The organism is Erwinia sp. V71 (assembly GCF_965644245.1).
Taxonomy (GTDB): Bacteria; Pseudomonadota; Gammaproteobacteria; order Enterobacterales; family Enterobacteriaceae; genus Erwinia.
This window is the reverse complement of record NZ_CBFFRK010000078.1, coordinates 1-21,170: the sequence shown is the minus strand read 5'-3', so window position 1 is coordinate 21,170 and position 21,170 is coordinate 1. Positions and strand designations below refer to the sequence as shown.

The following is a 21,170-nucleotide window of genomic DNA, read 5'->3' as shown; positions in this document are numbered from 1 at the left end:
AGGATAGCTTATCGGTAGCTAACCGTCCCTCCATCCACATGACCAAGCGTTGCACTTATTATCTGAATTCGCGGAGTGATTAAAAAACGACCTAAAAAAAGCCACTTAACGGCGAAAATGACGAATAAAATTCATATAGATTTGTGATTAAATTCTCTTCGAAGGCGTTTCCGCAGTGATAAAAAATGCCCGCGAAAAAATCCCCTCCAGCGATAATCCCTTTTCTTCACTTTTTTTGAGACGCCAGAAGAGTGACATCGGCACAACTTTTATTCCTCCGGCACAGGCAGGCAGCCAAAAAAGATTATTATCACGCAGGGGAATATTTGACTCCTGCGGCCACCAGGAGTGCTCTGAAAATCGTCGTCAATGGCCATTTTCTGGTTAACATTGCCGTTTTTTACGGTTATTAACTCAAGTTATTATGGTCACAGCAGAAAAAAAACATCGGTCCGTTGCTGGCATCACAGAACCAGAGACATAAGGGTTGATGATTGAAAGGTAAATCAGTTGCGCAGGAACCGCACCCCAGGCATGACAATCGATAAATATGCAGGTATTCTGGCTGGTCAGAACTGGTCGGGCTTGTTTCCCGGAAGTCTCTCTTTGACCGCCAGCGCCCGGCTGGTTATACAATAATTTTGGGTGTCACGATACGCTATGGTGCCATATAAGTTTCCCCTGACCTCCGGCAATGTCACACGCTTTTTTGTGATGTTTATTCTGGTGTTATTGCTGACGTTGGGATTTACGGTGAATAACGCAGTGAATACATGGCTGACGGAGAAACGCTACGCGCTTTCCGACATTAGCCATTCCCTGCAAAAGCGCATCGATACCTATCGCTTCGCCACCTGGCAAATCTATGAAAACCTCGCCGCCAGCGCGGCCGGTGCGCCGTCTAACAGCCTGCAGGAAACGCGCCTACGCCCGGATGTCTATTATCTGGAAAAGACCCGGCGCAAAACCGAAGCATTAATTTTCGGCTCCCATGACAGCAGCACGCTGGATATGACCCTGCGCATGTCAAACTATCTCGATACGCTGTGGGGCGCGGAAAACAGCACCTGGTCGATGTATTTCCTCAATGGCCAGGACAACAGCATGGTGCTGATCTCGACGCTGCCGCTGAAAGATATGGCGACCCGCTATCAGGAAAGCGCGATTAACAGCATCGTCGATGCACGTCGTTCCGAGATGCTGCAACAGGCTAACGCCCTTGATGAGCGCGAAAGCTTTTCGCCGCTGCGCCGCTTTAGCTGGCAAAACGATCACTATTTCACTCTGCGTACCACCTTTAATCAGCCAGGTCATCTGGCGACGGTGGTGGCATTTGACTTACCGATCAATGACCTGATCCCGCGCAATATGCCGCTGGAGAATTTCCAGCTGAAGCAGGACAGCAGCCTCACCAGCGCCGAAGCGCAGAGCGATGATGACGCGCAAAACACGCGTATCACGCTGGCGAATCCCAATGTGGAAATTGCCGCTTCGCTGAGCAGCACACCGCTGCAGCTGGTGTATCGCGTACCGCTGAGCAACCTGGTGCTGGATACACTGCACAACCTGCTGTGGCCGCTGCTGGCGCACCTGGCGTTGCTGGTCATGGCGCTGGCCGGACTGATTTTACTGCGCCAGCAGTCGCTGCGCCCGAATGAAAACCAGAGTGCCGAGCTGGATGCCCTGCGGGTGCTGAATGAAGAGATTGTCGCCAGCCTGCCGGTCGGCCTGCTGGTATATGACTTTGCCAGCAATCGTACCGTTATCAGCAACAAGATTGCTGAACATCTGCTGCCGCATCTTAACCTGCAGAAAATTATCAATATGTCCGATCAGCATCAGGGCGTGCTGCAGGCCACGGTGAACAATGAAGTGTATGAAATTCGCCATGCCCGCAGTGTGATGTCGCCGCACACCCAGCTGTTTATGATGCGCGACCAGGACCGTGAACTGCTGGTGAATAAGAAGCTGCAAAAAGCGCAGCAGGTACTGGATAAAAATCACCAGATGCGCCAGCAGCTGCTGCAGCATCTGGGTCATGCGCTGGATCGCCCGCTGCATAAGGTGGTGGGACAACTGCAGCAACTCAGCGCCAGTGCCGGTGATGACGAGGCACGCCTCGATGTGTTGCAGGAAACACAGGCGCTGCACCGGCTGGTCGAAGACATTGTGCTGCTGAACCGGCTGGAAACCCATGACTGGACGCCGGACGCCACCTCCTTCAGCCTGCAGGCGCTGCTCGACGATGTCACGATGGAGCTGCTGCCGCTGACGCGCCGCAAAGGTCTGACGCTGCTGGTGCGTAACCGCCTTAACAGTGATGAAATGCGCTTTGGCGATCAACGCGCGATCCGTAAAGTGCTGTCGACGCTGCTGCATTATTCGCTGATCACCACCAACTGGGGCAAGATCACGCTGGATATTGATTCACCGGCTGAGCGCCCGGACCGTCTGGTGATCCATATTGTCGATACTGGCGCAGGTCTGACCGGCGATGAGCTGGGCAATACCGATTTCCCGTTCCTCGGCGAAACCTCGCAGGATCGCTTTGGACAGGCGTCCGGCCTCGCCTTCTTCCTGTGTAAGCAGTTGTGCAAACAGCTTGGCGGCCACCTTGAAGTGCATGCCAAACCGGATATCGGCACCCGTTACAGCATTAACCTGCTGGTTCCGCCAGAGAACCTGCAACCGCAGGAAGAGAAGCTGCTGGAAGGGGTGACGGCATTAATCGAAATTACCGTTGATGACGTGCGTAAAATTGTCACTCATCAGCTGGAAAACTGGGGCGCGAACTGCATTACGCCAGATGAGCGCTTCTCCGGCCAGCAACATGATGTGCTGGTCACTGATGACCCGGCGCGTTTAGCGCCATGGTCACTGCTGCTCACGGACGATGAACAGGGTTTCCGAGCGATAAGTGATAATCAGTTCCGGGTTAACTTTAATCTCAGCAGCGCGATGCAGGATGCATTGTTGCAACTGATTGAACTCCAGCTGGCGCAGGATATGCCAGACGAAGAACCCGCTGCCGGGCAGGAGGAGAGTTCCCTGCTCAATAGCGGCTATTATCAGCTATTTGTCGACACAGTACCGGATGATGTAAAGAGATTGTATACTGAGGCGGCGAACAGGGATTACAGTTCGCTTGCTCAGACAGCGCATCGCCTGAAAGGCGTGTTTGCCATGCTTAATCTGGTACCTGGCAAGCAGCTATGTGAAACGTTAGAACAGCACATTAAAGAGTGTGACGATTCAAACATTAAAAATACCACCAGTGACATTGACAGCTACGTCAACGAACTGCTGCAGCAAGGTAACCAATAATATGAATAATTTGAATGTAATTATTGCCGATGACCATCCGATTGTCCTGTTTGGCATTCGTAAGTCACTCGAACAGATTGAATGGGTAAACGTTGTTGGTGAGTTTGAAGACTCCACGGCACTGATTAACAGCCTGTCAAAGCTGGATGCCAACGTCCTGATCACTGACCTGTCCATGCCAGGTGAGAAATACGGCGACGGTATCACGCTGATTAAATACATCAAACGCCACTATCCGGACCTGTCGATCATTGTTCTGACCATGAACAATAACCCGGCAATCCTGAGTGCGGTGTTGGATCTGGATATCGAAGGCATCGTTCTGAAACAGGGCGCGCCAACTGATCTGCCAAAAGCACTGGCGGCACTGCAGAAAGGCAAGAAATATACGCCGGACAGCGTGGCGAAATTGCTGGAAAAAATCAGCGCCGGTGGTTATGGCGATAAACGTCTGTCACCTAAAGAGAGTGAAGTGCTGCGTCTGTTTGCTGAAGGTTTCCTGGTCACCGAAATCGCCAAGAAACTGAACCGCAGTATCAAAACCATCAGCAGCCAGAAGAAATCAGCAATGATGAAACTGGGCGTGGATAATGATATTGCGCTGCTGAACTACCTGTCGTCTGTCAGCACGATAGCGCCAGCTGATAAAGAGTAACCGCTTCTCCGTACTTCCCCCTCCCCCACAGCGTGGGGGAGGCGTGTTATCACCCTTCCCTGCTTTTCCGCACTCTGTCAGCGTAGAACGACAGCGTTTTCTGCAGGGTATCCAGCGTGACCGGCTTCGACAGGCAGTTATCCATGCCCGCTTCCATACAACGCTGCTTCTCTTCCGCCAGCGCGTTCGCCGTTACACCAATCACCGGGAAGGTCTGTCCCAGCTGACGTAAACGCTGTGTCAGGCGGTAACCATCCATATTCGGCATATTCACGTCGGTCAGCACAATGTCGATCTCGCTACGGCTGATCACATTCAGCGCATCCACGCCATCCTGCGCCGTCTTCACGCGGAAGCCCAGCGAGCCCAGCTGATCCGAGAGCAGCATACGGTTAATCGGATGGTCATCGACCACCAGAATCATAATATCTTCGTTATCGCTGCGATCTTCCGCGACCGGCAACAGTGCAAGACCATCCGGCACATCCACCGTAACGCGATAGATACGCCCCAGCAACACAGGCAGTTCATGCGGTGCCGCAGTGCTGAAGATCCAGCGCCCGTTGCTCATCTCCTGTGGCATATCGATATGCTCGCCAGAAAACTCAATCACCGCGCGTACCTGACGTGGTGCGACAAAATCGTAGTCAGTAATAATCACATCATCGCCGCCCACGCGCGTTTCATCGTAACGGCTGACATGAATGCCATGATCGCGCAGCAGACGTTCCATAAAGCTGGCGAGATACTCATTACGCAGCTCCAGCCAGATCTGTTTATCCTGCAAGCCATCATGCAGCGGCGGCTCCATCATCTGACTGTTATACAGTGGGATACGGATAATAAACTGGCTGCCCATGCCCGGCTCCGAATCCACTTCGATATCGCCATCCATCATATTGATCAGCTTTTCGCAGATCGCCAGCCCGAGTCCCGTGCCCTGGAAATTACGCTGCACGCCGGTGCCAACCTGGAAGAATGGATCAAACAGGCGCGTGATCTCTTTCGCCGGGATCCCCACACCGGTATCCCGCACGCGGAACAGCAGATACCCCTCTTTCACATAGGCGTGCAGAATAATACAGCCCGTATGGGTAAATTTAATGGCGTTATTCAGCAGGTTAGAAATCACCTGCTGCAGACGCAGCGGATCGCCATCCAGCAGTACCGGCACATTGCTGTCGATATAGCAGTAAAGCGTCAGGCGCTTTTTCACCACCAGCGACAGATAGTTTGAGGCGATATGCGTGATCACTTCACGCGGCGAGAATTCACGCGGCTCAATACGCAGCTGTTCCGATTCAATTTTTGAGAAATCGAGAATATCGCTGATGATTTTCAGCAGCAGATTAGAGGAGTTATGCATCGCCGTGACCAGCGAATCGACGCCTTTTGGCAGCGTCTTGGTCTGTAACAGATCAAGGTTGCCGATAATGCCATACAGAGGTGTGCGCAGCTCGTGGCTGACGGTAGCGAGGAACATCGATTTCGACTGGCTGGCCTGTTCCGCCGCCTGCGCCATCTCCTGTAATGACTCTTCCATCTTCACGCGCGCACTGACGTCCACCAGCACACAAATCGCCACGTTTTCATTACGATAGCGCGAGTGGACAAAGCTGATTTGCAGATTGGTATTACTGCCCGTCAGCATATCGACAAAGTTGACCTGCTGACCGCAAATCATCTCCGTCAGCCGCTGGCGATCTTCCTGCGTCAGCAGATTAAGGTAGTTATGCGCCAGTTCGTTACTGAGAATATTGGTGCCGTCACTGGTGCGCAGAATACAGATACCGACTGGCGCGGAGGCAACAATCTTGCGGTTAAACTGCTCATGCTCTTCCAGCCGGTGGGCATTGTCTTCGGCAGGCAGGAACATGCGCCGCTCAAACAACCACGCCAGCGAAAACAGCACGATTCCGCTCAGCAGATTGAGCAGCAGCGCGTTAATCATCAGCATTTTCAGCTGTTCCACCAGAATCTCGGTGGAAACGGAATAGATCACACTCAGGGAAGACGGTAACAGCGTCTTCTTCATCACCAGCTGTTTGTAGCCATCAACATAGCCAAACCACGACTTGTCATCCGGCACATCATCCAGTGCAAAACTGATGCCGCTGCGCGCCGACGACAGCACTACCTGATTATTGTCATCAAGCAGTGTAGCGACCACCGGCAGGCTGCCTGGGGTAATAAAATCGTCCAGCGGGATATTTTGTTCAATCCCCAGCAAGGCTTCCAGCTTATCCGCCACATACACCGGGGTAATCATATAGAAATAACCCAACCCTGGCTGTGCAGTGGCACTCACCCACCACTGGCTGTTTTTGCGCTCATCCGCGTTGCCATTGCGGTAATGCAGAATGCGTTCCTGCAATGATTTCTGTGCCCGATCGCGATCGACCGTGGTGCTACCAATGGCAAAGTCCGCCAGACACTGGCTTTCACCACCAACAAAAAAGACGCGGTTCAGCTCATACGATGAGGAGAAACTGGCTTTCCAGTAACTGAGGAAATAACTCAGCGACGCCAGTGAATCGCGCCAGTTGCTGCTAATAGCGGAACAGTCAGATGCCGCAGACAGTGGCGTATATTGCGGCAACATCACTTTGCCTGGCGCTCCGCTGTTCAACATATCCAGGCTGCCAGAGGCCGTATTCAGGCGGTTTTCCGCAATATATTTCAGCTCGCGCGTCACATCTGCAGAATTGTGGATGAACCACTGCGCCTGATCCGCACTGGTACTGAACTCCTGACGTACCTGTGACTCTTTCTCATGCAGCACATTGATAATGAAAAACGCGGTCAGCAGTGCACCGAGAGTCCACAGCATCAACGCCAGCGCCCGGAACAGGTAGCGGGAAATTCTTAACGTGGTGCGAAACGAGACAAGATATTTCAAGTGAAACCTATGGCGTCAGGAGTCAAAAAGTGAGTAACACGATACAGTAACGGGACTGGCGGTAAAAAGCCAGAATTGAGGCAGGGGGTTACGACAAACTCTGCTCGCCTGCATGCTCGGCGCGCCACTGCGATGGTGTTTTGCCGGTAATGCGTAAAAACTCGCGGTTAAAATTGGATTTGGTGACGAATCCCACGGCTTCCATAATGTCGAGAACCGGCCGCGAACTGTGGCTCAGATGATAACAGGCTTCCTGGATACGCCACTGATTGACATACTGCGACACTCTCTGACGGTACAGCAGATTAATCGCCGTCGAAACCTTCCGCGCCGGTATCGCACTTTTCCGCGCCAGCATCGCCAGATTCAGCCCGGTTTCGCGATACAGCATGCTGTCACGCATCAGCAGTTCCACCTTGCGCATCACCTGCTCATCGCTTTCACTGGCGGTTTTTATCGGTGCATCCAGCGCGATGGCTTCAACCGGCGTGATCACCAGCGCCAGCGCGATAAACAGACACAGCACGCATTGTCCCAGCAGCAACAGCGCCTGTACCCAGATGCCATCCGCCAGCGAGATATCCGCCGTGACAGCCAGATCGATCAGCGCACAAAAAATCAGCATCAGCGCCATTAAACGCCAGCTGGTCAGTGTCATTCCCACGCCCCCCAGTGACTGGGCGACAAACGCGTTCTCGCCCTCACGTAAACGCAGCAGCATCGCCGCCGCGCAGGCGAAATAGGTCAGCAACAGCAAACCATCAATCGCCTGCGGCCACTGCCAGACAGACAGCGCCATCAGCGCCGGAGGCAGCACCAGCCAGAGCAGCGACGGCGACTGACCACATGCCTGACGCAACGCCTGCCAGCAGAGAAACGGCAATGCGGTGGCACTCACCGGCAGCAGTTGCGCCCAGAGAGCCTGTGGCCACAGTTCACGTAATCCGGCGCAGAGATAATGCAACAGGCACAGCGACAGCAGCGCAATAAAGTAACGGGCGTGGCGGTGACGCAGCAACATACGCGCTATCAGCAGCAAAAAGCAGAAGCTGAGCAAAAAATTGACAGGAATCAGCATTTTTTCAGGTAGCCAATCGTGATCGAGGACGAGAATCCGCCGGATTAACAGGATGATAGCGCTTTTCATCCTCAGGAGCTAAAACAATGCGCACGATTTTTTTTCTCTGCACCCTGCTGTTCAGCGTTAACGGCTGGAGCCATGCGGTGGGCGACCAGAGCCAGCTTATCACCACCAGCGATCCACAACGCCCCCTGGCGATACGCATCTTCTATCCCACAAGCTCCAGTGCCGCAGCGCAACAGCAGGCAGCGAATGGCGTACTCCAGGGTTTCACCGCCATTGCCGACGCGCCCCTGGCCGCAGGCAAATTTCCGCTGGTGATCCTCAGCCACGGCAGTGGTGGTAATAACGCCAGCCTTGCTTGGCTGGCGACGCAGCTGGCCAGCCAGGGGATGATCGTGATGGCGGCTAACAATCCAGGCAGCACGACAGGTGATTCCTCACCCACTACCGATATCACGCTGCAAACCCAGGATATCCGCAATCTGCTGGACAGCGTTCTCGCCAGTGCACCATGGCATAACGCCATTGATTCACAGAAAATCGGCGTCATCGGCCACTCGAAAGGCGGCTACAGCGCCCTGGCGCTGGCAGGAGGGATGATCACCCGCCAGCGCTTTGCGGAATACTGCCGGAGTATGCCAGACATGCCGGACTGCCAGTTTTATCAGCGTGGGAAGCTGAATCTGCCGCAGTTAGACAGCTCTCGCCTGGAAGCCAGCTATCGTGACCCGCGTATCCGCTTTGCCATCGCGCTCGATCCAGGGATGGGGTACGTCCTGACACCACAAAGCCTGCGACAGGTGCATATCCCGGTCATGGTGATCACCGCCGGTTATTATATTCGTGCCAGCGGTACACTGAATTTAGGCGGCGACAAACTGCCTGTGCTACAGCATCCGATACCACAGGCAGGACATTTCGATTTTCTGCCGCTGTGCCAGCCACAGGCGCGCCAGATTCTGGCGGAAGAAGGTGAAGCATTTATCTGTGAAACGCCGGAGACAACCCGCCGTGAAATTCATCAGCAAGCGACCAGCAGCATAATCGACTTTTTACAACAACACGCGTTCTTGCGGGCAGCCCCGACACAATGAACCTGAAACCGGGCAGCAATACATAAATTCAAAGCTCGGGGAAGACAGTCAGCGGAGGAAAGCGTCCAGCGCCATGGACGGCGCGGGCCGAGCCGTCATGGATGACAGCTTTTGCGTCTTTCCGGAGCTGACCGTCTTCCCTGAGCGGTCACCGAACCAGAAGCGATATCTTTAAACTAAAAGTGCCCTCACATGCAACCCCGCAGTTACTGCGATATCCGCCAAAAACAAAAAGGCCAGCATACGCTGGCCTTTTTTATCGCAGTAACGACAGACGATTACTCGTCGTCGCCTTCCGGAACATCGTCATCGCTTTCCACTTCTGGCGCGATATCGTCATCCCCTTCTGCTACGCTGCCGTCGATAGCGTCGAGTTCTTCTTCCTCTACCGGCTCAGCCACACGCTGCAGACCCACCACATTTTCATCTTCAGCGGTACGGATCAGAATCACACCCTGGGTATTACGACCCACGATGCTGACCTCAGACACACGGGTACGTACCAGCGTACCGGCATCCGTGATCATCATAATCTGATCGCTGTCTTCCACCTGCACCGCACCAACCACTGCACCATTACGCTCGGTCACCTTGATGGAAATAACCCCTTTGGTGCCACGCGATTTGGTTGGGTACTCGCTGGTCTCGGTACGCTTACCGTAACCGTTCTGCGTCACCGTCAGAATCGCGCCCTCTTCACGCGGCACAATCAGCGACACCACGCGATCCGTTTCCGCCAGCTTGATACCGCGAACACCGGATGCGGTACGGCCCATGGCACGCACGCCCTGCTCGGAGAAGCGCACCACTTTACCTTCAGCGGAGAACAGCATCGCCTCGTCACTGCCGTTGGTCAGCGCGACGCCAATCAGTTCATCGTCATCACGCAGATTCACGGCAATAATACCAGCGCTGCGCGGACGGCTGAACTCGGTCAGCGCGGTTTTCTTCACGGTGCCGCTGGCGGTCGCCATAAAGATATTCACGCCTTCAGCATACTCGCGTACCGGCAGAATCGCAGTGATGCGCTCTTCCGGCTCCAGCGGCAGCAGGTTGACGATCGGACGACCACGTGCGCCACGGCTGGCTTCTGGCAGCTGGTACACTTTCATCCAGTACAGACGGCCACGGCTGGAGAAGCAGAGAATGGTATCGTGGGTGTTGGCCACCAGCAGACGGTCAATAAAGTCTTCGTCTTTAATACGTGCGGCTGATTTACCTTTACCGCCACGACGCTGTGCTTCGTAATCTGACAATGGCTGATATTTGACGTAACCCTGATGCGACAGCGTGACGACCACATCTTCCTGGTTGATCAGATCTTCGATATTGATATCGGCGCTGTTGGCCGTGATCTCGGTACGACGCTTATCGCCAAACTGATCGCGGATCAGTTCCAGCTCTTCACGGATCACTTCCATCAGACGCTCAGCGCTGGACAGGATATGCAGCAGTTCAGCAATCTGCTCCAGCAGCTCTTTGTACTCGTCCAGCAGCTTCTCGTGCTCAAGGCCAGTCAGTTTCTGCAGACGCAGATCCAGAATCGCCTGAGCCTGCTGCTCAGTCAGATAGTATTGACCATCACGAATACCGTATTGCTCTTCCAGCCACTCCGGACGCGCAGCGTCATCACCGGCACGCTCCAGCATCGCAGAAACATTGCCAAGATCCCATGGATGCGCGATCAGGCCCGCTTTCGCTTCCGCAGGCGTCGGTGCATGACGAATCAGCTCGATAATCGGGTCGATATTCGCCAGCGCAACCGCCAGCGCTTCGAGGATATGCGCACGCTCACGCGCTTTACGCAGTTCGAAAATGGTACGGCGCGTCACCACTTCACGACGGTGGCGCACAAACGCTTCCAGAATCTCTTTCAGCGTCATAATTTTTGGCTGTCCCTGATGCAGGGCAACCATATTGATCCCGAACGAAACCTGCAGCTGAGTCAGTGAATAGAGATTGTTCAGCACCACTTCGCCGACCGCATCGCGTTTCACTTCAATTACGATGCGCATACCGTCTTTATCGGACTCATCGCGCAGCGCGCTGATGCCTTCCAGACGTTTCTCTTTCACCAGCTCGGCAATCTTCTCAATCAGGCGCGCTTTGTTCACCTGATAAGGGATTTCGTTGATGATAATGGTTTCACGACCGGTCTTCGCATCGGTTTCCACTTCACCACGGGCACGAATATAAATCTTGCCGCGGCCAGTGCGATACGCTTCCTCAATACCGCGACGGCCATTAATAAAGGCAGCGGTCGGGAAGTCAGGCCCCGGGATATGTTCCATCAGCCCTTCAACGCTGATGTTTTCATCCTCGATATACGCCAGACAGCCGTTGATCACTTCTGTCAGGTTGTGCGGAGGAATATTGGTCGCCATACCGACCGCGATACCCGAAGAACCGTTAATCAACAGGTTCGGGATCTTGGTTGGCATCACTTCAGGGATCTGCTCAGTGCCGTCATAGTTCGGCACAAAGTCGACAGTCTCTTTTTCCAGGTCGGCCAGCAGCTCGTGTGCCACTTTCGCCATACGCACTTCGGTATAACGCATTGCTGCAGCGGAGTCGCCGTCAATGGAACCGAAGTTACCCTGACCATCTACCAGCATATAACGCAGGGAGAATGGCTGTGCCATACGGACAATGGTGTCATACACGGCACTGTCACCATGCGGGTGATATTTACCGATAACGTCACCGACCACACGGGCAGATTTTTTATATGGTTTATTCCAGTCATTACCGAGAACGTTCATGGCATAGAGCACACGACGGTGGACGGGTTTCAGTCCATCACGAACATCTGGTAATGCACGGCCAACGATGACCGACATGGCGTAATCAAGGTAAGAGTTCTTTAACTCTTCCTCGATATTGACCGGTGTGATTTCTCTCGCAAGGTCGCTCATGGAGCCGCTATCCCTCTACATTAGTCCCGGATTCAAAGGTGCGAAAGTATATCACACTGCGCCGAAGCGGTGAACGGAAAGCGTCGTTAAGCGCTGCTTTATTCCAGACAGGGCGTAACGATGTATACTCAACGCAAACTTTTGTTGCAGGAGCACCCATTCAATGACTACCAAAGCCAGTCCTGGCACCCCTAACGTCGATCACGGCGAGATCGCCAAATTTGAAGCGGTCGCTTCACGCTGGTGGGACCTGGAGGGCGAATTCAAACCACTCCACCGCATCAACCCGCTGCGCCTGGGCTGGATTGCGCAACACGCTGACGGCCTGTTCGGCAAGAAAGTGCTGGATGTCGGCTGCGGCGGCGGCATTCTAGCCGAGAGCATGGCGCGCGAAGGCGCTGTCGTCACCGGACTGGATATGGGCGCAGAACCGCTGGAAGTAGCGCGCCTGCACGCGCTGGAGAGCGGTGTCAAACTCGATTACATCCAGCAAACCGTGGAAGAACACGCCGAACAGTTTGCCGGCCAGTACGACGTGGTGACCTGTATGGAGATGCTGGAGCATGTGCCGGACCCGCGTTCCGTGGTGCACGCCTGCGCCCGGCTGGTGAAGCCCGGCGGCGAGGTGTTCTTCTCCACCATTAACCGCAACAGCAAAGCCTGGCTGATGGCGATTGTCGGCGCGGAGTATATCCTGCGCATGGTGCCGCGTGGCACGCACGATATTAAGAAGTTTATTCGTCCCGCCGAACTGCTGAACTGGGTGGATGAAACCCCACTGCGCGAGTGCAATATGATTGGTCTGCACTACAACCCGCTGACCAATACCTTCCGCCTGGGTGCCGGTGTGGATGTTAACTATATGATCCATACACATAGTGTGATTGAGCCGTAATACACAAGCTTGCCCCTTCTGCCGGGCGGGCGCGGCACGATACATTCCCTCCCCCGCCCTGCGGGGGTGGATCAGGGAGGGGGAGCAGGCAACTCAGCCTCGGCGTTGTTCGCTCCCCCATCCCAGCCTTCCCCCACACCGTGGGGAAGGCGCCGGTTCCACGCCAGAGTCAATCCATGGCACCCCTCGAAAAAGACCACAATCTCATTCCTTCCCCTGGCTGACATCTTTCCGTCACAGGACTTTCTTATTTTACCCGCCGTAGCCAGATCTTTTTCATTCTGTACCTGTACCGTTTCCGGTTATAGGGTGCTTAATGCAGACGAAAAAATCGTCTTAATCCGACCGGTGGAACGATGCAAATCGCTGCGCCCTGGTGCTTTTTATCCAGAAAAAATGTCGCAAAAATGGCGGATGCACAGAAAATCAGCGGTCGATCAAATTTTTCATTTTTTTCACATCAGCATTGACAGCGCGACGAGCCTTGTAACATCTGGCATTAAGAAAAAAGCCAGCCGTCGGAGCGGAAAATCGATCATAAATCAACACTTGTTATGTGCGTATAACTTACTAGAATACTCACCATCTAGTTACATCTTCACTCCCGACCCCCTATATATAGTGTTTATCCACAGAGTTACTCACAGCGAGATTTCTGTGTATAAACCGGGGATAATTAGCAAGGACAGGTAAAACGCCACATGAACCAGAGTCTGCTCGTCACTAAACGCGATGGCCGCACTGAGCGCATTAATCTTGATAAAATTCACCGGGTGCTCGACTGGGCGGCAGAAGGCCTGCAAAACGTCTCCGTATCCCAGGTTGAACTGCGTTCACATATTCAGTTCTACGATGGCATTAAAACCTCCGATATTCACGAAACCATCATCAAAGCGGCAGCTGACCTGATCTCGCGTGATGCGCCTGACTATCAGTACATGGCTGCACGCCTGGCGATTTTCCATCTGCGTAAAAAGGCCTACGGCCAGTTTGAGCCGCCAAAACTGCTCGACCAGGTGAAACGCATGGTCGCGATGGGTAAATATGACCGCCATCTGCTGGAAGACTACACGGAAGAAGAGTTCGCGCAGATGGACGATTTTATCGACCACTGGCGTGATATGAACTTCTCCTACGCCGCGGTGAAGCAGCTGGAAGGCAAATACCTGGCGCAGAACCGCGTCAGCGGTGAAATCTATGAGAGCGCACAGTTCCTCTACATTCTGGTCGCTGCCTGCCTGTTCTCCGGCTACCCGCGTGAGACCCGTCTGGACTACGTCAAACGCTTCTACGATGCAGTGTCGACCTTTAAAATCTCGCTGCCAACGCCAATCATGTCCGGCGTGCGTACCCCGACGCGCCAGTTCAGCTCCTGCGTGCTGATCGAGTGCGGCGACAGCCTCGACTCGATCAATGCCACCTCCAGCTCGATCGTTAAATACGTCTCGCAGCGTGCCGGTATCGGTATTAACGCCGGTCGTATCCGTGCGCTGGGCAGCCCAATCCGCGGTGGCGAAGCGTTCCACACCGGTTGTATCCCGTTCTACAAACACTTCCAGACCGCAGTGAAATCCTGCTCTCAGGGTGGTGTGCGTGGTGGCGCAGCAACGCTGTTCTACCCGATGTGGCACCTGGAAGTCGAAAGCCTGCTGGTACTGAAAAACAACCGTGGCGTGGAAGGCAACCGCGTACGTCATATGGACTACGGCGTGCAGCTCAACAAACTGATGTACCAGCGCCTGCTGAAAGGCCAGGACATCACCCTGTTCAGCCCGTCTGACGTTCCAGGCCTGTACGACGCGTTCTTCGCCGATCAGGACGAGTTCGAGCGCCTGTACACGCAATATGAGCAGGACAGCAGCATTCGCCAGCAGCGTGTCAAAGCGGTCGATCTGTTCTCGCTGATGATGCAGGAACGCGCCTCTACCGGCCGTATCTACATCCAGAACGTTGACCACTGCAACACCCACAGCCCGTTTGATGCCAGCATCGCGCCTGTTCGCCAGTCCAACCTGTGCCTGGAAATCGCGCTGCCAACCAAACCGCTGATGGATGTGAACGACGAAAACGGCGAGATTGCCCTGTGTACACTTTCAGCATTCAACCTGGGCGCGATTGACAGCCTCGACGACCTCGAAGAGCTGGCAACGCTGGCGGTACGTGCGCTGGATGCCCTGCTGGATTACCAGGACTATCCGATTCCGGCAGCAAAACGTGGTGCAATGGGTCGCCGTACCCTGGGTATTGGTGTGATCAACTTCGCCTACTACCTGGCGAAACATGGTGTACGCTACTCCGATGGCAGCGCCAACAACCTGACGCACAAAACCTTCGAAGCGATTCAGTTCTACCTGCTGAAAGCGTCGAACGAACTGGCAAAAGAGCAAGGCGCCTGCCCGTGGTTCAATGAAACCACGTATGCGCAGGGCATTCTGCCGATCGACACGTATAAGAAAGATCTGGATGCGATCAGCAACGAGCCGCTGCACCTGGACTGGGAAGGTCTGCGCGAGCAGATTAAAACCCACGGCCTGCGCAACTCCACGCTGTCTGCACTGATGCCGTCTGAGACCTCTTCGCAGATCTCTAACGCCACCAACGGTATTGAACCGCCACGCGGCCATATCAGTATCAAGGCGTCAAAAGACGGTATTCTGCGCCAGGTGGTGCCGGAGTATGAGCGTCTGAAAAACAGCTATGAACTGCTGTGGGATATGCCGAATAACGACGGTTATCTGCAACTGGTGGGTCTGATGCAGAAGTTTATCGACCAGGCGATCTCGTCTAACACCAACTACGATCCGACGCGTTTCGACAACGGCCGTGTGCCAATGAAACAGCTGCTGAAAGATCTGCTGACCGCCTATAAATATGGCGTGAAGACGCTCTACTACCAGAACACCCGTGATGGTGCGGAAGATGCGCAGGACGATCTGGTGCCATCGATTCAGGATGATGGCTGCGAAAGCGGCGCCTGCAAGATTTAATCTCTGATGGCCGGGTGCGCCCGGCCATTCCTCAGCTAACTGGATTTACATCATGGCTTACACCACTTTTTCCCAGAACAAAAACGATCAGCTGAAAGAACCGATGTTCTTTGGTCAGTCGGTTAACGTGGCGCGCTACGATCAGCAAAAATATGACATCTTTGAAAAGCTGATTGAGAAACAACTCTCCTTCTTCTGGCGTCCGGAAGAAGTGGATGTGTCACGCGACCGTATCGACTATCAGGGTCTGCCAGATCATGAAAAGCACATCTTTATCAGCAACCTGAAATACCAGACGCTGCTCGACTCCATTCAGGGCCGTAGTCCGAACGTCGCGCTGCTGCCGCTGATCTCAATCCCGGAACTGGAAACCTGGGTGGAAACCTGGGCGTTCTCCGAGACCATCCACTCGCGTTCTTACACCCATATCATTCGTAATATCGTCAACGATCCGGCGATTGTGTTTGACGATATCGTCACCAACGAACAGATTCTGTCACGTGCGAAAGATATCTCCGGTTATTACGATGACCTGATTGAGATGACCAGCTACTGGCATCTGCTGGGCGAAGGCACCCATGAAGTCAACGGCAAAACCATTACCGTTAATGTGCGCGCGCTGAAAAAGCAGCTGTATATTTGCCTGATGAGCGTTAACGCGCTGGAAGCGATTCGCTTCTACGTCAGCTTCGCCTGCTCCTTCGCCTTCGCTGAGCGCGAACTGATGGAAGGTAACGCCAAAATCATCAAACTGATTGCCCGTGACGAAGCGCTGCACCTGACCGGTACTCAGCACATGCTGAACCTGATGCGTAGCGGCCAGGACGATCCGGAAATGGCTGAGATCGCCGAAGAGTGCCGTCAGGAGTGCTACGATCTGTTCGTGCTGGCAGCCGAGCAGGAGAAAGAGTGGGCAGAATATCTGTTCGAAGGTGGCTCAATGATCGGCCTGAACAAAGATATTCTCTGGCAGTATATTGAGTACATCACCAATATCCGTATGCAGGCAGTGGGACTCGATCTGCCGTTCCAGACCCGTTCGAACCCGATTCCGTGGATCAACGCCTGGCTGGTGTCTGACAACGTACAGGTGGCGCCGCAGGAAGTGGAAGTCAGCTCCTACCTCGTCGGCCAGATTGACTCTGAAGTCAATAACGACGATTTCAGCGATTTCCAGCTGTAAGCAATGGCCACCTCGACCATCACGCTGCGCACCTCTGGTGCGCAGCTGCAATGTGATAACGATGACTACCCGTCACTGCTGCATGCCCTCGAATCCCATAAGCATTTTGTTGAATATCAGTGCCGTGAAGGTTTCTGCGGTTCCTGCCGTGTACGGCTGCTGAAAGGCGAAGTCTGTTATGCGGAAACACCGATCGCGTTTGTACAGGAAGGCGATATTCTGCCCTGCTGCTGCAAAGCGAAAGGGGATATTGAGCTGGAGATGTAAGCCACTCCGGCGGCCCCGGAGTGCTCCCTGTTCATCATCCACCTGCGTGCTGCCTGCAACGGGCATCACAGAAATGATTGATTTTTCTGCAACAATTCCTCACCCAATTCTTACAGCTAAATCGGTTCAACTCTTGATCCAGACACCTGAGAAGGTGCTTTTTCCCTGTCTACACTAAGCACACTTTTAAAACAGGGAGTTGTAAAATTAAGGGGTTACACTATTTTCTGCAGCAATCCCCGGTGAGTTCTCGTCGTTATGGCCTCGCCGCTTTTATTGGTCTGATTACCGGTATAATCTCCGGACTGGTCAAATTCGGTGCAGAAATTCCGCTGCCACCGCGAACGCCAGACCGCCTTACACCACCCTATGTCCTGTTGCAGGATTTAGGAATTAACGTCGACAGCCTGACAGACCTTTTCACTCACATCGTGAGTAGCGGCGACAGCCGGTAGATCCCCTCCCCGATATCGCAGGAGAGGTTCAGGGAGGGGGAGCAGCGACACCCGACAATACTGAGCCGTTAGCCCCCCTTCCCCCGCTGAAGCGGGGGAAGAGGCAGTCTGTCGTTTCCTGTAAGTTCAGCATCGGGCAGAAATACCCTCAGAAATTTAAACCTTTATCGTTTCCACCACATCAATCCAGCCATGCCCGCTCGAGACCGTATCGCCTTTCAGCCAGCGGCGCAGCATATTCATCGCCATCATTGCCACCACTTCCTGGCGCGTTTTCAGGCCGTGACGGCTGACATTAAACTTCACCCGCTGGGCATAGGTGCCTTCCGGCGTATGCAGCGCAAAACCGAGGTGATCATCATGGTATCCCCCGACACTTAACGCCAGCGCGGCATGATTATGCTGCGCCAGTTTGCGTGTCTCTTCTGCCAGCAGCAACAACGACTGCGGCTGTGATGGCAGGACATGCCCGGCTGTCAGCGCCACACCTGCTGAGACCAGCTGCCACTGCAGCAGCCCGGCAGTAAACTGTTCGCTGACGCTCAACTGCAGCTGTTTCTCAGCCAGTACCCGCGCCAGCAGCGCTGGCAACCCTTCGGTGCCTTCAAAAATCGTGCACTCCGCCACCCGCTCACGTACCTGCTGCCAGCTGGTTTCCATCGCTGCGCGCTGAGTCGCTGGCCCGGTGAGTTTCAGTTCGATAATCGGCATGGATGAGCGGTAACCCAGCACCACTCCTTCCGGCAGTGGCAGCTGATCCAGCTCCGCCGCCAGATCGCTTTCGCCACGGCCAAAGGTGGTCAGTCGCAGACACAGCGGCGGTTCCGGCAGCGCAAAACGCTGCTGCAGTCGCGGCAGGATTTGCTGTTCGACCATCACCTTAAATTCGGATGGCACACCCGGAGTAAAGAACAGCCAGCAGCGGTTCAGCTGGACGGCAAAACCACAGGCGGTGCCTACCGGGTTATCCACCAGTTCCGCACCAGCCGGGATTTCCGCCTGTTTACGATTGCTCGGCGCCATCGGGCGACCGCGGCCAGCGAAAAAGGCTTCCATTTTCGCCAGCCATTCCTGATGCAGTTCCAGCTCAACGCCCAGTGCCGTTGCTGCCGCCAGCGCGCTCAGGTCGTCGCTGGTCGGCCCAAGGCCGCCATTTACAATCAGCACATCGGCAATCTGGCTGCGCTCCTGCAGGGCAGCGACCAGCGCCGGTAAACTGTCGCCAACCGTCGATCGGCTGGTCATCGGCAGGCCATTCTGGAACAGCACATCCGCCAGCCAGGCGGCATTGGTATCCACGATTTGACCGTGCAGCACTTCATCGCCGGTCGAGAGCATTTCCACTCTTATCACTGTGTTCTCCTGTCAGCTGAGCAAGTTCTTGCTGTGAATTACCGTAGCCCGAACTCAGCGCCAGGTAAACAGCTAAAACTGCGGAAACGGGAGCCTGCGGCGCGGGTGGCGCGAAAGAAAATGCCCTCCCCCACATTGTGGAAGAGGGCTGAGGAGGCATATCGTCCTGTCGTCCCGTCATCAATGACTGCTGGCTTACCCGTGGCACTGCACCGCTGATGCTAAAAGGAGGGGTTATTGATAACAAACTCAAGCGTTTCACGGTGACTGCGGCGCTCATCCGCGCGCGTATCACCGATACGGTACAGCGCCAGCCGGACACTGTGGTTACCGTTCTGACTGAATGCCGTAAATACTTCCGGGTTCAGCTTAAGCTCAAAGAAATTGGTGTTCACCTGCGCGGGGATCACCACCTGCTCAGCAGCGTTATCGACAGAAACGGTAAAGATCAGCTCTGCCGCAGCTTCAAGCACCGGCGTGAAAATGCCGGTGATCGTCACCGCATCGCGATGGGTGTGCAGCACCGGATTGACGATTTGAAAATATGGTGCGGGTCGCCAGACCACGGCTCTGACGGGTTCGGTACTGGTAAATGGCTTCACGAAAAACGCCCTGCTGTCGAGGGTCAGCGTCGCGGGTGGCAGCGTTTTCCCCGGCAGGGCGGCATCAGTGCGGACATGTGCCGCCGCGTTGATCAAACCGGACTGGAGCGGTCCACTATAGATGTCGGCTGCACCGGTGATACCGCGCCATCCCGCCGCATCATATGATGTGCCTTTCGGCTCGCCGGTCGCTTCATCCATCATCCAGTACCAGCACTTCACCGGAAAATCAGCCTCAACCGCCGCATCCGCCAGCAGCAGAGAAAGGGTCGCAGATGGCAGTATCACACCTGCCGCACAGTGCAGATGCACAGAGTAGGTTAGCGCCTCACCTGAATTAACATCGCCAGACGTCGCCGACGCGCCATCCCATCTCGCACTCAGGAAGGTCGCCGCGTCAAAGCGTGCCGGCTCCTGCGGCGAAACACGCTGTAAATTATCCGTGGTTCTGAGGTAAACACCGTGCGAGAAATCCCTCTGCTGTCCCGCCGCTGCCGTGATATCGACAGTAAAGGTATAAGGCGATAACTCCCCCGCTTTCCTGTCGGAAATATCCTGCCAGTGCGCGCCACCATCCGTGCTGAGTTCGAGACGGGCAAATTTAACCTGTGCCGAGGGTTCCCTGATTGTCCCCGTCAGGGTGATTTCCGGGGAAGCCATTTTAATAACAAAATCTTCCAGCTTCAGCAGATCCGATTCAACATCAAAGAACACGCTAAATGGCGCTCCCCAGTTGCTCGCCCCTTCCTCCGCGCAACTAAACTGCAGCGTCACCGGGTGGGTAAACTCATAATGAATGGTGAAGACAAGCGCAGTGCTGCTGGTAACAGGGACATCTGCCGGATCAGCTACATTCCAGGCACCTCCTGAATCACCAGCCTGTCGCCATCTGATCTGCATGCTCGCTGTTTTAGCCGCCACCGCAAGGCTGGCATGAACCTTCGTTAACCGGGTGCCGGCCGCGACTAGATACTTTCCGTTAAGCAAAGGCGAGTCGGGTATGGTGACTGAAGAGAATACCGGCCCCATCATGGCAATCGGGAGCGAGCGGGAGCGGTACAAGGCCGTTTTTACGATATTGCTCTGCTTAACGTACAACGTTGCATCTATCACCGCCTCGTTGTCATCAGCGACAAAACTATGGTTCGCATCCACCTGTACTTCAATGGTCCACCCCAATGGGGTATCCAGCGATGTATCCGGGACGTTAGCGGATGTCCATGTTGCGAACATCCAGCGCTGACTGGCGTATTTTTCCCGCTCATCGCCAGTCATGTTCCAGTTGTTCATGATGCCACGGGAAACATCTGGCCCCCCGGTCCAGTCAGCACTGTAATCCCCGAGGTGGACTCTGCCTGCTGTTTTTTCCACCGATTTCATCGTTAAGGAAGGTGCGATTTAATCGTCAATTATGAGAACATAACCCTTTCTTTGACATAGACTTTTCACGATGCCCG

At 54.5% G+C, this 21,170-nt stretch carries 12 protein-coding genes and 1 pseudogene; 8 read left to right on the top strand and 5 right to left on the bottom strand.

Annotated elements, in window-relative coordinates:
- The first annotated feature begins 660 nt into the window (after positions 1–660).
- On the top strand, positions 661–3,324 hold the full coding sequence (gene rcsD, locus ACSZO1_RS15420; protein WP_437614086.1) for a phosphotransferase RcsD: 2,664 nt from the start codon (positions 661–663) through the stop codon (positions 3,322–3,324).
- A gap of 1 nt (position 3,325) precedes the next feature.
- The gene (rcsB, locus tag ACSZO1_RS15415) at positions 3,326–3,979 is read left to right on the top strand and encodes a response regulator transcription factor RcsB (protein ID WP_437614084.1); all 654 of its coding nucleotides are present in this window, start codon (positions 3,326–3,328) and stop codon (positions 3,977–3,979) included.
- A 49-nt stretch (positions 3,980–4,028) separates the two neighbouring features.
- Here the strand turns inward: rcsB and rcsC are convergent, their stop codons facing one another.
- Together rcsC and ACSZO1_RS15405 are read right to left on the bottom strand one after the other, a co-directional pair.
- Positions 4,029–6,878 (bottom strand): two-component system sensor histidine kinase RcsC, encoded by a 2,850-nt coding sequence (gene rcsC / locus ACSZO1_RS15410; protein ID WP_437614082.1) that lies wholly within the window; start codon positions 6,876–6,878, stop codon positions 4,029–4,031.
- Positions 6,879–6,966: 88 nt separating this feature from the next.
- Positions 6,967–7,899: a helix-turn-helix domain-containing protein gene (locus ACSZO1_RS15405; RefSeq protein ID WP_437614080.1), complete on the bottom strand. Its 933-nt coding sequence runs from the start codon at positions 7,897–7,899 to the stop codon at positions 6,967–6,969.
- A 143-nt stretch (positions 7,900–8,042) separates the two neighbouring features.
- Here ACSZO1_RS15405 and ACSZO1_RS15400 point away from each other — a divergent pair, with 143 nt between their 5' ends.
- Complete coding sequence (locus ACSZO1_RS15400) at positions 8,043–9,056, top strand: alpha/beta hydrolase family protein (protein ID WP_437614078.1); 1,014 nt, start codon at positions 8,043–8,045, stop codon at positions 9,054–9,056.
- 278 nt (positions 9,057–9,334) lie between these two features.
- Here the strand turns inward: ACSZO1_RS15400 and gyrA are convergent, their stop codons facing one another.
- Positions 9,335–11,971 (bottom strand): DNA topoisomerase (ATP-hydrolyzing) subunit A, encoded by a 2,637-nt coding sequence (gene gyrA, locus ACSZO1_RS15395; protein WP_437614076.1) that lies wholly within the window; start codon positions 11,969–11,971, stop codon positions 9,335–9,337.
- 163 nt (positions 11,972–12,134) lie between these two features.
- On the opposite strand from gyrA, the gene ubiG reads away from it, so the two are divergent.
- From ubiG to ACSZO1_RS15370, 5 genes and pseudogenes are all read left to right on the top strand, one after another.
- Positions 12,135–12,866, top strand: a complete 732-nt coding sequence (gene ubiG, locus ACSZO1_RS15390; protein ID WP_437614075.1) for a bifunctional 2-polyprenyl-6-hydroxyphenol methylase/3-demethylubiquinol 3-O-methyltransferase UbiG — start codon at positions 12,135–12,137, stop codon at positions 12,864–12,866.
- Positions 12,867–13,567: 701 nt separating this feature from the next.
- A complete protein-coding gene (nrdA, locus tag ACSZO1_RS15385) occupies positions 13,568–15,853 on the top strand; it encodes a class 1a ribonucleoside-diphosphate reductase subunit alpha (RefSeq protein ID WP_437614073.1) in 2,286 nt (761 codons plus the stop codon).
- 52 nt (positions 15,854–15,905) lie between these two features.
- Complete coding sequence (gene nrdB / locus ACSZO1_RS15380) at positions 15,906–17,036, top strand: class Ia ribonucleoside-diphosphate reductase subunit beta (protein WP_437614071.1); 1,131 nt, start codon at positions 15,906–15,908, stop codon at positions 17,034–17,036.
- 3 nt (positions 17,037–17,039) lie between these two features.
- Positions 17,040–17,303: a class I ribonucleotide reductase maintenance protein YfaE gene (gene yfaE / locus ACSZO1_RS15375; protein WP_437614069.1), complete on the top strand. Its 264-nt coding sequence runs from the start codon at positions 17,040–17,042 to the stop codon at positions 17,301–17,303.
- A 206-nt stretch (positions 17,304–17,509) separates the two neighbouring features.
- Positions 17,510–17,728 (top strand): annotated as a pseudogene (locus tag ACSZO1_RS15370) (DUF1440 domain-containing protein); the annotation flags it as partial.
- Between the two features lie 186 nt (positions 17,729–17,914).
- Here ACSZO1_RS15370 and ACSZO1_RS15365 read toward each other — a convergent pair.
- Both ACSZO1_RS15365 and ACSZO1_RS15360 read right to left on the bottom strand, forming a co-directional pair.
- The gene (locus tag ACSZO1_RS15365) at positions 17,915–19,111 is read right to left on the bottom strand and encodes a nicotinamide mononucleotide deamidase-related protein YfaY (RefSeq protein ID WP_437614067.1); all 1,197 of its coding nucleotides are present in this window, start codon (positions 19,109–19,111) and stop codon (positions 17,915–17,917) included.
- 221 nt (positions 19,112–19,332) lie between these two features.
- Entirely contained in the window at positions 19,333–21,003 is a 1,671-nt protein-coding gene (locus tag ACSZO1_RS15360) for a hypothetical protein (protein ID WP_437614065.1), read from the bottom strand.
- Positions 21,004–21,170 lie beyond the last annotated feature (167 nt).